The 13,029-nt window shown below is 64.5% G+C and carries 11 protein-coding genes; 9 read left to right on the forward strand and 2 right to left on the reverse strand.

Annotated features, from left to right (window positions below; all coding sequences use genetic code 11):
* Positions 1-68: 68 nt before the first annotated feature.
* Positions 69-1,403 (reverse strand): dicarboxylate/amino acid:cation symporter, encoded by a 1,335-nt coding sequence (locus RX329_RS07630; RefSeq protein WP_085359486.1) that lies wholly within the window; start codon positions 1,401-1,403, stop codon positions 69-71.
* Between the two features lie 124 nt (positions 1,404-1,527).
* On the opposite strand from RX329_RS07630, the gene RX329_RS07635 reads away from it, so the two are divergent.
* The 8 genes from RX329_RS07635 to RX329_RS07670 all read left to right on the forward strand — a co-directional run bounded on the left by RX329_RS07635 (position 1,528) and on the right by RX329_RS07670 (position 11,483).
* A complete protein-coding gene (locus RX329_RS07635; protein ID WP_085359484.1) occupies positions 1,528-2,841 on the forward strand; it encodes a solute carrier family 23 protein in 1,314 nt (437 codons plus the stop codon).
* Positions 2,842-2,920: 79 nt separating this feature from the next.
* Positions 2,921-3,757 (forward strand): SDR family oxidoreductase, encoded by an 837-nt coding sequence (locus RX329_RS07640; RefSeq protein ID WP_085359482.1) that lies wholly within the window; start codon positions 2,921-2,923, stop codon positions 3,755-3,757.
* A 52-nt stretch (positions 3,758-3,809) separates the two neighbouring features.
* On the forward strand, positions 3,810-4,616 hold the full coding sequence (locus RX329_RS07645; RefSeq protein ID WP_085348919.1) for an NAD-dependent protein deacetylase: 807 nt from the start codon (positions 3,810-3,812) through the stop codon (positions 4,614-4,616).
* 141 nt (positions 4,617-4,757) lie between these two features.
* A complete protein-coding gene (locus RX329_RS07650; protein ID WP_085359480.1) occupies positions 4,758-6,842 on the forward strand; it encodes a hydantoinase/oxoprolinase family protein in 2,085 nt (694 codons plus the stop codon).
* Between the two features lie 2 nt (positions 6,843-6,844).
* A complete protein-coding gene (locus RX329_RS07655) occupies positions 6,845-8,503 on the forward strand; it encodes a hydantoinase B/oxoprolinase family protein (RefSeq protein ID WP_085359478.1) in 1,659 nt (552 codons plus the stop codon).
* Between the two features lie 39 nt (positions 8,504-8,542).
* A complete protein-coding gene (locus tag RX329_RS07660; protein WP_018453766.1) occupies positions 8,543-9,541 on the forward strand; it encodes a TRAP transporter substrate-binding protein in 999 nt (332 codons plus the stop codon).
* A gap of 9 nt (positions 9,542-9,550) precedes the next feature.
* Positions 9,551-10,144, forward strand: a complete 594-nt coding sequence (locus RX329_RS07665; RefSeq protein WP_317245599.1) for a TRAP transporter small permease — start codon at positions 9,551-9,553, stop codon at positions 10,142-10,144.
* A gap of 34 nt (positions 10,145-10,178) precedes the next feature.
* The gene (locus RX329_RS07670) at positions 10,179-11,483 is read left to right on the forward strand and encodes a TRAP transporter large permease (RefSeq protein WP_085348915.1); all 1,305 of its coding nucleotides are present in this window, start codon (positions 10,179-10,181) and stop codon (positions 11,481-11,483) included.
* A gap of 52 nt (positions 11,484-11,535) precedes the next feature.
* Here the strand turns inward: RX329_RS07670 and RX329_RS07675 are convergent, their stop codons facing one another.
* Positions 11,536-12,180 (reverse strand): glutathione binding-like protein, encoded by a 645-nt coding sequence (locus RX329_RS07675; RefSeq protein ID WP_085348914.1) that lies wholly within the window; start codon positions 12,178-12,180, stop codon positions 11,536-11,538.
* A gap of 116 nt (positions 12,181-12,296) precedes the next feature.
* Between RX329_RS07675 and RX329_RS07680 the strand changes: the two genes are divergently transcribed.
* Positions 12,297-12,941, forward strand: a complete 645-nt coding sequence (locus RX329_RS07680) for a TetR/AcrR family transcriptional regulator (RefSeq protein ID WP_085348913.1) — start codon at positions 12,297-12,299, stop codon at positions 12,939-12,941.
* Positions 12,942-13,029: the final 88 nt, after the last annotated feature.

Raw genomic sequence — 13,029 nt, forward strand, 5'->3', positions numbered from 1 at the left:
GTCGCTCCAATTTACCACTCCGGGAAACTACCGCGTTGGAACCGGACGCCGCCCAACCTGCGCGCGGCCTAGGAGGCGGCGCTGCCGCCCGGTTCGAGCGCCTCACCCATCTCCAGCGGATGGGCCATGGTCTCGTGCAGCGCATCGCGGTCGAGCTCGCCTTCGGAGATGCTGATGACGACACAGGCGACGCCGTTGCCGATCAGATTGGTCAGCGCGCGGCACTCGCTCATGAACTTGTCGATGCCGACAAGGATCGCAATCGACTGGATCGGGATGTCGGGCACGATCGAGAGCGTCGCCGCCAGCGTGATGAAGCCCGCTCCCGTCACGCCAGAGGCGCCCTTCGAGGTGATCATGGCGATGCCGAGAATGCCGAGCTCCTGCCAGATGGTCAGATGGGTATTGGTCGCCTGCGCCAGGAACAGCGTTGCCAGCGTCATGTAGATGTTGGTGCCGTCGAGGTTGAAGCTGTAACCGGTCGGAATGACGAGGCCGACCACCGAACGCGAGGCGCCGAGATGCTCCATCTTCTGGATCATCTGCGGCAGCACCGTTTCTGATGACGAGGTGCCGAGCACGATCAGCAGCTCGTCCTTGATGTAGGCGATGAAACGCAAGATCGAGAAGCCGGCGAGCCGCGCGATTGCGCCGAGCACGACCACAACGAACAGGATGCTGGTGAGATAGAACGTGCCGATCAGGGCCGCGAGGTTGAGCAGCGAACCGAGGCCGTAGGCACCGACGGTGAACGCCATCGCGCCGAACGCTCCGATCGGGGCGACGCGCACGATGATGCGGATGATGCCGAAGAACATCTTTGCGGCCTTGTCGATCGCCTCCGCAATGGGCTCGCCGGCCTTGCCGAGGAACGCGATGGCGAAGCCCGACAGGATCGAGATCAGTAGCACCTGCAACAGATCGCCGCGTGCGATGGCGCCCAGATAGCTGTCGGGGATGATCGCCATCAGATGGGCGACGATGCCTTCTTCCTTGGCCTTGGTGACGTAGGTCGCCACCGATTTCGGGTCAATCGTGGCGGGATCGATGTTGAAGCCGTGCCCGGGCTGGAGCACCTCGCCGACCAGCAGGCCGACCGCGAGCGCCACGGTCGAGACCGTCTCGAAATAGATCAGCGACTTCAGCCCGACCCGACCGACGCGCTTGAGGTCGCCCATCGAGGAGATGCCGTGCACCACGGTGCAGAAGATCACCGGCGCGATCATCATCTTGATCAGCGCGATGAAACCGTCACCGAGCGGCTTCAGGGCCTTGCCGAGATCGGGATAGAAATAGCCGACGAGCACCCCGAGTGCGATCGCGATCAGCACCTGAATGTAGAGGATCTTGTACCAGGGCTGGTGCCGGCGGTGGACGGCTGGCTGGATCGCAATCTGTGTCATAGAATAGGACCCGGACGTATTGATCTTGTTTGATTTGCATCATGTGATGGCCGCTGCAGAAGCGACAATCACATTTTTGTCTGTTCGCACGAAGATCGGTCGCTGCACCGCAACTGGGGGGAACATGCCGATTGCAACGGGCTCCGATGAGCGAGCGCAAGGCTATTTTCCGCGTTGGATTCTGAAGTCCTCCGGCGTGATCATGCCCGAGCAGCGGCTGCCGCTTGGCCAGACCGTCGTCTCCGGTCTCCAGCATTGCGTCGCAATGTCGGGCTCGACGATCATCGCGCCGCTGCTGATGGGGTTCGATCCCAATGTTGCGGTGCTGTTTTCCGGCATCGGCACGCTGATCTTCTTCGTCATCGTCGCGGGGCGCGTGCCGAGCTATCTCGGCTCGAGCTTCGCGTTCATCGCGGTCGTGATCGCCGCCACAGGCTATGCCGGGCACGGGCCGAACCCGAACCTGTCGGTTGCGCTTGGCGGCATCGTAGGAGCCGGCGTCCTCTATGGCCTGATCGCGCTGGTCGTGATGTGGTCGGGGGTTGGCTGGATCGAGAAGCTGTTGCCGCCGGTCGTCACCGGCGCTGTGGTCGCCGCGATCGGCCTCAACCTCGCGCCGGTGGCGGTCAAGGCAGTGAGCGCCAATGCGTTCGACACAGGAATCGGGCTCGCGACCGTTCTGATCATCGGCGTGGTTGCCGTTGGCGCGCCTGGCCTGTGGCGCCGCCTGCCGATCATTCTCGGCGCGATCGGCGGATATCTTTTGTACCTGCTGTTCGCGAACGGCCTCGGCTTCGGCAGGCCGATCGACTTCACGCAAGTTTCGGCTGCGTCGCGGATCGGCCTGCCGAGTTTTACCACGCCGACCTTCCAGGCCGATGCAATCGTCCTGATCGCGCCGGTCGCGATCATTCTCGTCGCCGAGAACCTCGGTCACATCAAGGCCGTCGGCGCCATGACGGGCCGGAGCCTCGATGACTATCTCGGCCGCGCCTTGCTTGCCGACAGCCTCGCGACCATGGTGGCCGCCTGCGGCGGCGGCACCGGCGTCACCACCTATGCCGAAAACATCGGCGTCATGGCGGCGACGAAGGTCTATTCGACCTTGCTGTTTGCCTTCGCGGCGATGGTGTCGATCGTGCTCGGCTTCTCGCCGAAATTCGGCGCGCTGGTCCTGTCGATCCCGGGTCCCGTCATCGGTGGGCTCTCGATCGTGCTGTTCGGGTTGATCGCCGCAATGGCCGGCCGGATCTGGGTCGAGAACAAGGTCGACTTCTCAAGTCCGGCAAACCTGATCACCGTCGCGGTCGCGCTCACCGCAGGCGCCGGCGACCTCACGCTCAAATTCGGCGCCTTCACGATCGGCGGGATCGGCACCGCAACCTTTGGCGCCATCATCCTGTACCAGATCCTGACTTCGCGACTGGCTCGCCGCTAGGAGTGAATCCCAGCGGTGCGCCGACGGATGGAACAAAACGCCGGTTCCCTCCATGTTGATGTGTCCCCGGAGAAGAACGATGCCACATACCGACCGCTCGACCACCTTTTCTTCGCGCCTCGTCGGCCAATACGCGCTGGTGACGGGCGCCTCGCAAGGCATCGGCCGCGCCGTCGCCATTCGGCTTGCCCAGGAAGGCGCGACCGTTGCCATCAACTATGTCGATCATCCGGAAAAGGCAGAGGAGGTGCTCGCGTACGCGCGTACGGCATCGAGCGATCGCGGCCACGGCAAGCTCGACCATGTCGTCGTCAGGGCCGACGTCAGCAACGAGCAGGACGTAGCCGCGATGTTCGAGACGATCCTGGCGCGCTGGAAGCGTCTCGACTGCCTGGTCAACAATGCGGGCTTCCAGCGGGAATCGCCGAGCGAGGCGCTCGACATCGACACCTATCGCCGCATCATCGACGTCAATCTCAACGGCGCCGTGCTCTGCGCCCAGAAGGCGCTCGCGCATTTCGTTGCGCGCGGCGCAGGCGGCAGCATCATCAATTGCTCCAGCGTCCACCAGATCATCCCGAAACCCGGCTACCTCGCCTATTCCATCAGCAAGGGCGGCATGGCCAATCTGACACGCACGCTGGCACTCGAATTCGCCGGCCGCGGCATTCGCGTCAATGCGGTCGGTCCAGGCGCGATCGACACCCCAATCAACGCGGCCTGGACCGGCGATCCGGAAAAGCGCGGTGTGGTCACCAGCCACATTCCGCTCGGCCGTGTCGGCACGCCGGAGGAGATCGCCGGCGTGTTCGCCTTCCTCGCCTCGGATGAGGCCAGCTACATCACGGGGCAGACCATCTATGCGTGCGGAGGTCTGACGCTGTTTCCCGAATTCCGCGAGAACTGGGCAAGCTAGCGGGCTTCCTCGCCATCTGGCAAAACCGGCCTGCGCAGACTACATCTGCGTCATGGCAAATCATCCGCTCCGCGATTTCGTCGGACGGCACGAAAATCTGTTCGTGCTGACCGGCGCTGGCTGCAGCACCAATTCGGGCATCCCCGATTATCGCGACAGTCACGGCAACTGGAAGCGGACCCAGCCGGTGAACTTCCAGGCTTTCATGTCGGAAGAGCATACGCGTCGGCGCTATTGGGCGCGCAGCCTGATCGGCTGGCGGCGGTTCGGCCAGGCGAGGCCGAACGATGCGCATCACGCGCTCGCCCGGCTCGAGGCGAGCGGGCGTTGCGGAATGCTGCTGACCCAGAACGTCGACCGGCTGCATCAATCCGCCGGCCACCGCCAGGTGATCGACCTGCACGGCCGGCTCGATCTGGTCCGCTGCATGGGCTGCGGTCAAAAGACCCCGCGGAGCGAATTCCAGGAGACGCTCGGCCACGCCAATGCGGAATGGTTGACGCTCGACGCGGCCGATGCGCCCGACGGCGATGCGGACCTGGAGCATGCGGATTTTTCGTCGTTCAAGGTGCCGGCCTGCGAATCCTGCGGCGGCATCCTCAAGCCCGACGTCGTGTTCTTCGGCGAGACCGTCCCGCGCGACGTGGTCGTGACCGCGCAGGATCATCTGGCGCAGGCGGACGCCATGCTCATCGTCGGCTCGTCACTGATGGTCTATTCCGGTTTCCGCTTCGTGCAGGCGGCCGCGCAACGGCAAATCCCGATCGCTGCGGTCAATCTCGGACGCACCCGCGCCGATGATCTCCTCACGCTGAAGGTCGAGGAGCGCTGCGAAGCGGCGCTTGCATTCCTGCTCTGATCGCGCGGCCTGCGAACACGCCTTGCCTATTGCATGGGTGCCAAGCAGAATAGCTGGACGGCAGCATGTTCCTGTCATCCATGGCATGGAAATTGCTCCGCTTTTGTCCTCGGTCTTGACGATCAGCACGGAGAGTTTGGAATGCTTGAGGGAGCCGAGGTGCGGCTTGCCGTCGATATCGGTGGCACGTTCACCGACATCGTGCTGGACGTGGGCGAGGTGCGCAAGACGCGCAAATTGCTGACGACGCCGCAGCGGCCGGAAGAGGCGGTGCTGGACGGCATGCGGCTCATTCTCGCTGATGCGCGCGCCTATATCAGCGACATCGACGTCTTCATTCACGGCACGACGCTCGCGACCAACGCCATCATCGAGCGTCGCGGCGCCAAGACGGCGTTGATCGCGACCGAGGGCTTTCGCGACGTGCTCGATATCGGCACCGAGAGCCGCTACGACCAGTATGACCTCTCCATCGATAAGCCGAAGCCGCTGGCGCCGCGATCCCTGCGCTTCACCGTGCCCGAGCGCATCGACGCGCATGGCGCCGTCCGCCTCCCGTTGGACGAAGCGGCGGTGCGCGCGCTCGCGCCAAGATTGCGCGCGCTGAACGTCGAGAGCGTCGCAATCGCGTTCCTGCACTCCTACGCCAATCCCGAGCACGAGCGCCGCACGGCCGCGATCATCAGTGAGGAGATGCCCGGCATTTCCGTGACCGTATCGTCCGCGGTGTGCCCGGAGATCCGCGAATATGAGCGCACATCGACTGCAGTGGCCAACGCCTATGTGCAGCCGCTAATCGATGGTTATCTCGCTCGCATGTCCGACGCCTTGCAGGTCGAGCAGTACCGCGGCGCGATCTATCTCGTCACCTCCGGCGGCAGTGTCACCTCGATCGAGACGGCGCGGCGCTTTCCGGTGCGCCTCGTCGAATCCGGTCCTGCCGGCGGCGCCATTTTCGCGGCGCAGATCGCGGCGCGTCTCGGCGAGAGCAAGGTGCTGTCCTTCGATATGGGCGGTACCACGGCAAAGATCTGTCTGATCGAAAAATACCAGCCCGAGACCTCGCGCGTGTTCGAGGTCGATCGCGCAGCGCGCTTCCTGAAAGGTTCGGGTCTGCCGGTGCGGATTCCCGTGATCGAGATGGTCGAGATCGGCGCCGGCGGCGGCTCGATCGCCCATGTCGATGCGATGAAGCGCGTCACGGTCGGTCCTGAGAGTGCCTCGTCGGAGCCCGGGCCCGCCTGCTACGGCCGCGGCGGCCTGCGCCCGGCCGTGACGGATGCCGACGTCGCGCTCGGCATGATCGATCCGGACGACTTCGCGGGTGGCACGATCAAGCTCGACCCTGAACTCTCGAAGCAGGCGCTGCTGCGCAGCGTCGGCGAGCCGCTGGGTCTGTCGGCAGAGACTGCGGCCTATGCCGTGCACGAGGTCGTCTGCGAGAACATGGCGAGCGCGGCGCGCGTGCATACGGTCGAGCGCGGTGAGATTGTCGGTCAGCACACGCTGATCGCCTTCGGCGGCGCGGCGCCTCTGCATGCGGCGCGCGTCGCCGAGAAGATCGGTGTCTCCCGCGTGATCGTTCCTTCCAATGCCGGCGTCGGCTCGGCCGTTGGCTTCCTCGCGGCTCCGATCGCCTACGAGCTGGTGCGCAGCCGTCATGTGCGGCTCGACGATTTCGACACCGAAGGGGTCTCCGATCTGCTCCAGGAGATGGTGACCGAAGCGCGTGCGCTGGTCGAGACGGGTGCGGCAGGCGCGCCGGTCCGCGAGCGCCGCGCGGCCTTCATGCGCTATGTCGGTCAAGGCCATGAGATCTCGATCGAACTGCCGAACCGGCGGCTGGCGACGGCCGATCTGGCCGGCCTGCGTCAGAAGTTCGAGGCGGATTATGCGGTGATGTTCGAGCGGCCGATCCCGGGTGCGGCGATCGAGGTCTTGAGCTGGTCGGTGCTTGCGACGACCGAGGCGCGCAATCCGCCTATTGTCGCAACCGTTACGCGCAAGCCCGCCGGGAAGGCGACCGGCAGCCGCAAGTTCTTCGATGGCCGGGTCGGGGAGGTGATCGAGATCCCGCTCTATCGCCGCGAGGACATGGCGCCAGGCGCGACGATTGCAGGTCCCGCCGTGATCGCGGAGGACGAGACCTCGACGTTCGTCTCCAACAGTTTTGATGCCCATATCGACGGTGCCGGCAGCATCGTCATGGAACGGAAGGCGGCCTGATCATGAGCAAGGCAAGCGGCGCGAGCCTGATCGACCTTCAGATCATGTGGCACCGGCTGATCGCCGTGGTCGAGGAGCAGGCGCAGGTGCTGCTCCGCACGGCCTTCAGCCCGATCGTGCGCGAATGCGGCGACCTCTCGGCCGGCGTGTTCGACCTCAAGGGACGGATGCTGGCGCAGGCGGTGACCGGCACGCCCGGCCACGTCAACTCGATGGCGGAATCGGTCAAGCACTTCATCGCCCACTTTCCGATCGAGACGATGAAGGAGGGCGACGCCTACATCACCAACGATCCCTGGATGGGCACCGGCCATCTCAACGATTTCGTCGTCACCACGCCCTGCTTCAAGGACGGCAAGCCGGTCGCGCTGTTTTCCTGCACCAGCCATCTCATGGACATCGGCGGCATCGGCTTCGGACCCGACGCCACCGACGTGTTCATGGAGGGGCTCTACATCCCCATGCTGAAGCTGATCGACCAGGGCGTCGTCAACGAGACGCTGATGGCGATGATCCGCACCAACACGCGGCTGCCGATCGACACCGAGGGCGATACCTATTCGCTCGCCGGCTGCAACGACGTCGGCTGCGAGCGCCTGGTCGAGATGATGACGGAGTTCGGCATCGACTCGCTCGATGCGCTCGGCGACTACATCTGCGACCGCTCGCGCGAGGCCGTGCTGGCCGAGATCGCCAAACTGCCGAAAGGCAGCTGGCGCAACACCATGGTGGTCGACGGCTATGATGAGCCGGTCACGCTGGCCGCCGTGCTGACGATCTCGGACGAAGGCATCCACGTCGACTTCGACGGCACCTCGGCCGCGTCCAGGTTCGGCATCAACGTGCCTCTGTCCTACACCATCGCTTACACCGTGTTCGGTCTCGGCTGCGTCGTCGCCTCCCAGATTCCGAACAATGCCGGTTCGCTCTCGCCACTGACGGTGTCGGCTCCCAAAGGCGCGATCCTCAATGCGCCAAAGCCGGCGCCGGTCGCCTCGCGCCACATCATCGGCCAGATGCTGCCCGATGTCGTGTTCGGCTGCCTGCGCCAGATCATTCCCGAGCGCGTGCCCGCGGAAGGCACCTCGTGCCTGTGGAATCTCAACGTGCGCGGCCAGACCCGCTCGGGCGCCGGCGGCAATTACGGATTTTCGATGGCGGTGACCTCCAATGGCGGGACCGGCGCGCGCTTCGCGAAGGACGGGCTGTCGGCGACCGCCTATCCCAGCGGCGTGCGCGGCACGCCGGTTGAGATCGCCGAGACGCAGACGCCGCTGATCTTCTGGCGCAAGGAACTGCGTCCGGATTCCGGCGGGGCAGGGCGAACCCGCGGGGGCCTCGGCCAGATCATCGAGGTCGGCAGCGGTGTCGATGCGCCGTTCGACATCCTGGCGGCATTCGATCGCATCGATCATCCGCCACGCGGACGTGATGGCGGCAAGAACGGCGAGGCCGGCTATGTCGGCCTGAAGTCCGGCAAGAAGCTGCGTGGAAAAGGCTTTCAGCAGGTGCCGCCGGACGACCGGCTGGTGGTGCTGACACCAGGCGGCGCCGGCATCGGCGATCCCCGGGAGCGCGCGCCGACAGCCGTCAACGACGACATCGAAAGCGGCCTCGTGTCTGCCGACAATGCGGTTGAAATTTATGGGCACACGCGATGACGCTTCAGGCGCCGTGCGCGTAGCAAACGGAGGGGCTCAATGATCACGCGACGGACTTTTACCGCGGGCGCAGCGACGCTGCTCGCAGCCGGCCACATCTCGACCCGCGCGCGAGCGGCGACGGTAAGCTGGGACATGTCGACGGTATGGCCCGACGGCAATTTCCACACCCAGAACGCGTTTGCCTTCGCGGAAGAGGTGAAGAAGCAGACGGCTGGCTCGGTCGCGATCACCGTGAAGGCCGGTGGACAGCTCGGCTTCAAGGGCCCCGAGCATCTGCGCGCCGTCCGCGACGGTCTGGTGCCGCTCGCCGATGTCCTCAATATTCAGCAGGTCGGCGACGAACCCTTCATGGGCGTCGAAAGCATTCCCTTTCTCTGCGGCTCCATGGACGAATTGAAGGTGCTGCACAAATACGTGCGGCCCGAATACGAGAAGGTCGCCGCGCGCAACAACCAGAAGATCCTCTACATCGTGCCCTGGCCGACGCAATATCTGCATCTCAAGGTCAAGGTCGCCGATGTCGACGGCTTGAAGAACATCAAGATCCGCGTGCCCGACAAGAACGCCGTCGACATGCTGGCCGTGGTCGGCATGGCGCCGGTGATGATTCCGTGGGGCGAGACCATCCCGGCGCTGGCGTCGGGCGCGGTCTCCGGCGTATCCACCTCGTCGGTGTCGGGCGTCGACGGAAAATTCTGGGAATTCCTGAAATACATCTACCCGACCAACCACGTCTGGTCGTCGCAGATGCTCACCGTCAACCTCGATTCCTGGAAGGCGCTGAGTGCCGATCAGCAGCAGCTCGTCGCCGGCATTGCCGCGAAGATGGAGCCGGGCTTCTGGGCGAACTCGCTCAAGGCGGACGTCGACAGCCTCAACCGGCTCAAGGAAGGCGGCATGGAGGTGGTGCCGGTCTCGGATGCCATGATCACGGACATTCGCGCCAAGACGGCGCCGCAGCTCGACGCTTTCGTCAAGCGCGTGCCGGCGGCCGACAAGCCGGTGCGGGCCTATCTCGCCGAAATGAAGCGCTGAGGACTTGCAGTGGCGGATGTTTTGCCTGCGTCGTCCCATAGTCTCAACGCGGCGGCGCCGGCGCCGCTGCGCATCCTGCTCGACGGCATCGACCGTCTTGGCCGGCTGGACGGCTGGATCGGTGGCGGCTGCCTCTTGATGCTGACGCTGCTGATGCTGTGCGAGGTCGCAACGCGCTTCCTCTCGAACTTCCTGCCGTTATTTCCGCCCACAATCTCGATCGCGTGGGAGTATTCCTCCTATCTGATGGCGGCGTCCTTCACCTTCGGCGCCGCCATGACCCTGCGCGTCGGCGGCCATATCCGTGTCGTGCTGCTGCTGAAGAACGTCCCCGCTCCGTTTCAGCGCGCGATCGAAATCCTGTCGGCCGCCGCCGGCTTCGCCTTCATGGCCTTCCTGACATCATCGATGGCGAAGTTCGCCTTCGGCGCCTATGTGCGCGGCCAGGTCTCGACCTCGAGCGACACCCCGCTGTGGTTTCCACAGGCCGTCGTCACCTTCGGCATGCTGCTGCTGACGCTGCAGTTCCTGGCGCGCGTGATCCAGGCCGTGCTCGGCCTGCCGCTGGAGGACCACCGCATGAAGGCCTCGCCCGTCGAATGATCGCCCACGCGCCAGCCAGCAGACACCGGATACCATGACCATCGAAGTCGTTGCTCTCTTCGGGATCCTGTTTGCGCTTCTGGCATGCGGCGTATGGATCGGCCTGACGCTTGCGCTCACCGCAACGCTGCTGCTGGCGATGTTCCGCTCAATCCCGCTCGACAAGCTGCTGCCGCAATACGCCTGGAACATCTTGACGACGCAGGAACTGCTGGCGCTGCCGCTGTTCATCCTGATGGGCGAGTTGCTGTTTCGCACCCGTCTGTCACGTTCTCTGTTCCAGGGGCTCGCGCCCTGGGCGGGGCTTTTGCCGGGTCGTCTTCTGCATGTGAACGTGATCGGCTGCACCATCTTCGCCGCAATCTCCGGCTCGTCGGCGGCGACGACGCAGGTGATCGGCCGCATGTCCCTGAACGAACTGCTGCGCCGCGGCTATTCCCGCGACATCGCGATCGGCTCGCTCGCCGGCGCCGGCACGCTCGGCTTTTTGATCCCGCCATCCAACATCATGATCATCTACGGCGTGCTCGGCGACGTCTCGATCCTGAAACTGTTCACGGCCGGGGTGCTGCCCGGACTGCTGCTGGCCGCCACCTTCATGGGGTGGGTGATGCTGCACACGACCCTTAACCCCGGCATGGTGCCGGAGGCGGAAGCCAAGCTCTCGCAAGTGCCATGGCGCGAACGGTTTGCGGCGCTCAAGGACCTCGCGCCGGCGCTGTTCCTGATCGCCTGCGTGCTCGGCTCGATGTATGGCGGGCTGGCGACGCCGTCGGAGGCCGCCGCGGTCGGCGTGTTCGGCGCGGCGCTGGTCGCCTGGGCGCAGGGCTCGATGTCGCAGCAGGTGATGCGTGACGTGCTGATCGGCTCGGTCGTGACCTGTTCGATGATCGCGCTGATCGTGCTCGGCGCCTCGATCCTCGGCAACGCCGCGGCCTTCCTCGGCATCCCGCAGGCAGTCGCCGCCTTCGTGAAGGGCTTGGGGCTATCGCCGTTCATGCTGATCGTGGTGCTGATTATCTTTTATCTGATCCTCGGCTGTTTCCTCGATGGCTTCTCGATGATCGTGATGACGCTGCCGATCGTGCTGCCGATCGTGAAGGGCGCGGGCTTCGACGAGATCTGGTTCGGCATCTTCCTCGTGCTCGCGGTCGAGATGGCCCAGATCACGCCGCCGGTCGGCTTCAACCTGTTCGTGATCCAAGGCCTGACCGACGACGGCCTCGGCTACATCGCGCGCGTCACGATGCCCTATCTCCTCATCATGGTCGGATTCGTGCTGCTGCTGACGCTCTGGCCCGGCATCGTCACGATCCTGCCGAGGGTGTTGTACGGATAGATTGCGCCGTCCCGGCCGCTCAGCCGGGACGGCGCGCCTCAATCGTCAAAGCTTACGCCGCGGCCTTCTTCCGCGCCTGCTCGGCCTTGTACAGCTCGAACTCTTCCGCGATCGCCTTGGCGATCGAGGGCCGTTGACGCAGGCGTTCGTAATAGGCCTTCACGTTCGGCCATTTGGCGAGCTCGATCAGCGGCGTCGCCATGGTCCAGTTGATGACCGTGACGAGATAGGCGTCGGCGACGCTGAATTGGTCGAGCAGGAAGTCGCGCCCCTTCAGGTAATTGTCGAGATAGTCCAGCCGCGACAGGTTCTTCTCCAGCGCGTAGGCTTTCGTCTCCTGCGGCGCCTTGCGGTCGAGCACCGGGATGAACAGGCCCTTGTGCAGCTCGGTGCCGATGAAGCAGAGCCATTGATGCAGTCGCGTGCGCTCGATGCCCGCTGCGGCTCCGAGACCCGATTGCGGGAAGCGGTCGGCGATATATTGCAGGATCGCGGCGTTCTCGGTCAGCACCACGCCGTCGTCCGTCCGCAGTGTCGGCACCAGGCCGATCGGGTTCACGGTTCGAAAGTCGGTGCCGTCGCTCAGCACCGTCTTGGTCGGCGGATCGACTTCGAGATAATTGGCTTCGGCGCCGGCTTCATACAGCGCGACGCGGCTCGCCATCGAACAGGCGAGCGGCGAGAAATAAAGATCCATCTTGAGCCTCCTTGGGCAATTCTTCGATGTGACTTTTGGAGTGGCGCTCAACCTGGCCAGATTGATTTTTGTACTGTCCTGCATATTATGGCATTGGTCAAGGATTAAATTGCGAAATGGTACAAAAATCGAAGCCGCCAGCTGCTGCCACTGAGCCCAAGCGCCGCGGCCGTCCGCGCGCCTACGAACCCGAGGTCGCGCTCGGCAAGGCGCTCGACCTGTTCCGCACGCAGGGTTTCGCCGCGACCTCGCTCGACGATCTCAGCGAAGCCACCGGCATGAATCGCCCGAGCCTCTATGGCGCCTTCGGCGACAAGCGCGAGCTCTACATCAAGAGCTATCAGCGCTACCGTGAGGACGCGCGCGCATCCATGGTGGAGATCTTTCGCCAGGAGATGCCCGTGCGCCAGCGGCTGGAGCGTATCTTCGCGTCCGCGCTGAACATCTATCTGTCCGGCGCAACCGGCCCGCGCGGCTGCTTCACCGTGGTCACGGCGGCCTCCGAAGCGGTCGGCGATCCCGACATCCGCGCCATGGTGCTCGATGGCCTTAACGAACTCGACAAGGCGTTTGCGAGTTGCTTCCGCCGCGCCAAGGAGAAAGGCGAATTGCCCGAAAGCGCCGATCCCGCCGTGCTGGCGCAGCTAGCATCTGCGACGGTGCACTCAATTGCCATTCGGTCGCGCGCCCGCGTATCGCGGAAGGAGCTCGAGGCGATCGTGAAGGGAGCGATCGACGTGATGGTGGGACGAAAGAGCTAGGCGGTTGCGTGGCGCGAGCTAACGTCGTCCTGGCGAAAGCCAGGACCCCTAGCCACCGAATCTGGTTTGGCGAAGATTCGGAGTTGCC

It is taken from the genome of Bradyrhizobium sp. BWC-3-1 (assembly GCF_032917965.1).
Taxonomy (GTDB): Bacteria; Pseudomonadota; Alphaproteobacteria; order Rhizobiales; family Xanthobacteraceae; genus Bradyrhizobium; species Bradyrhizobium canariense_D.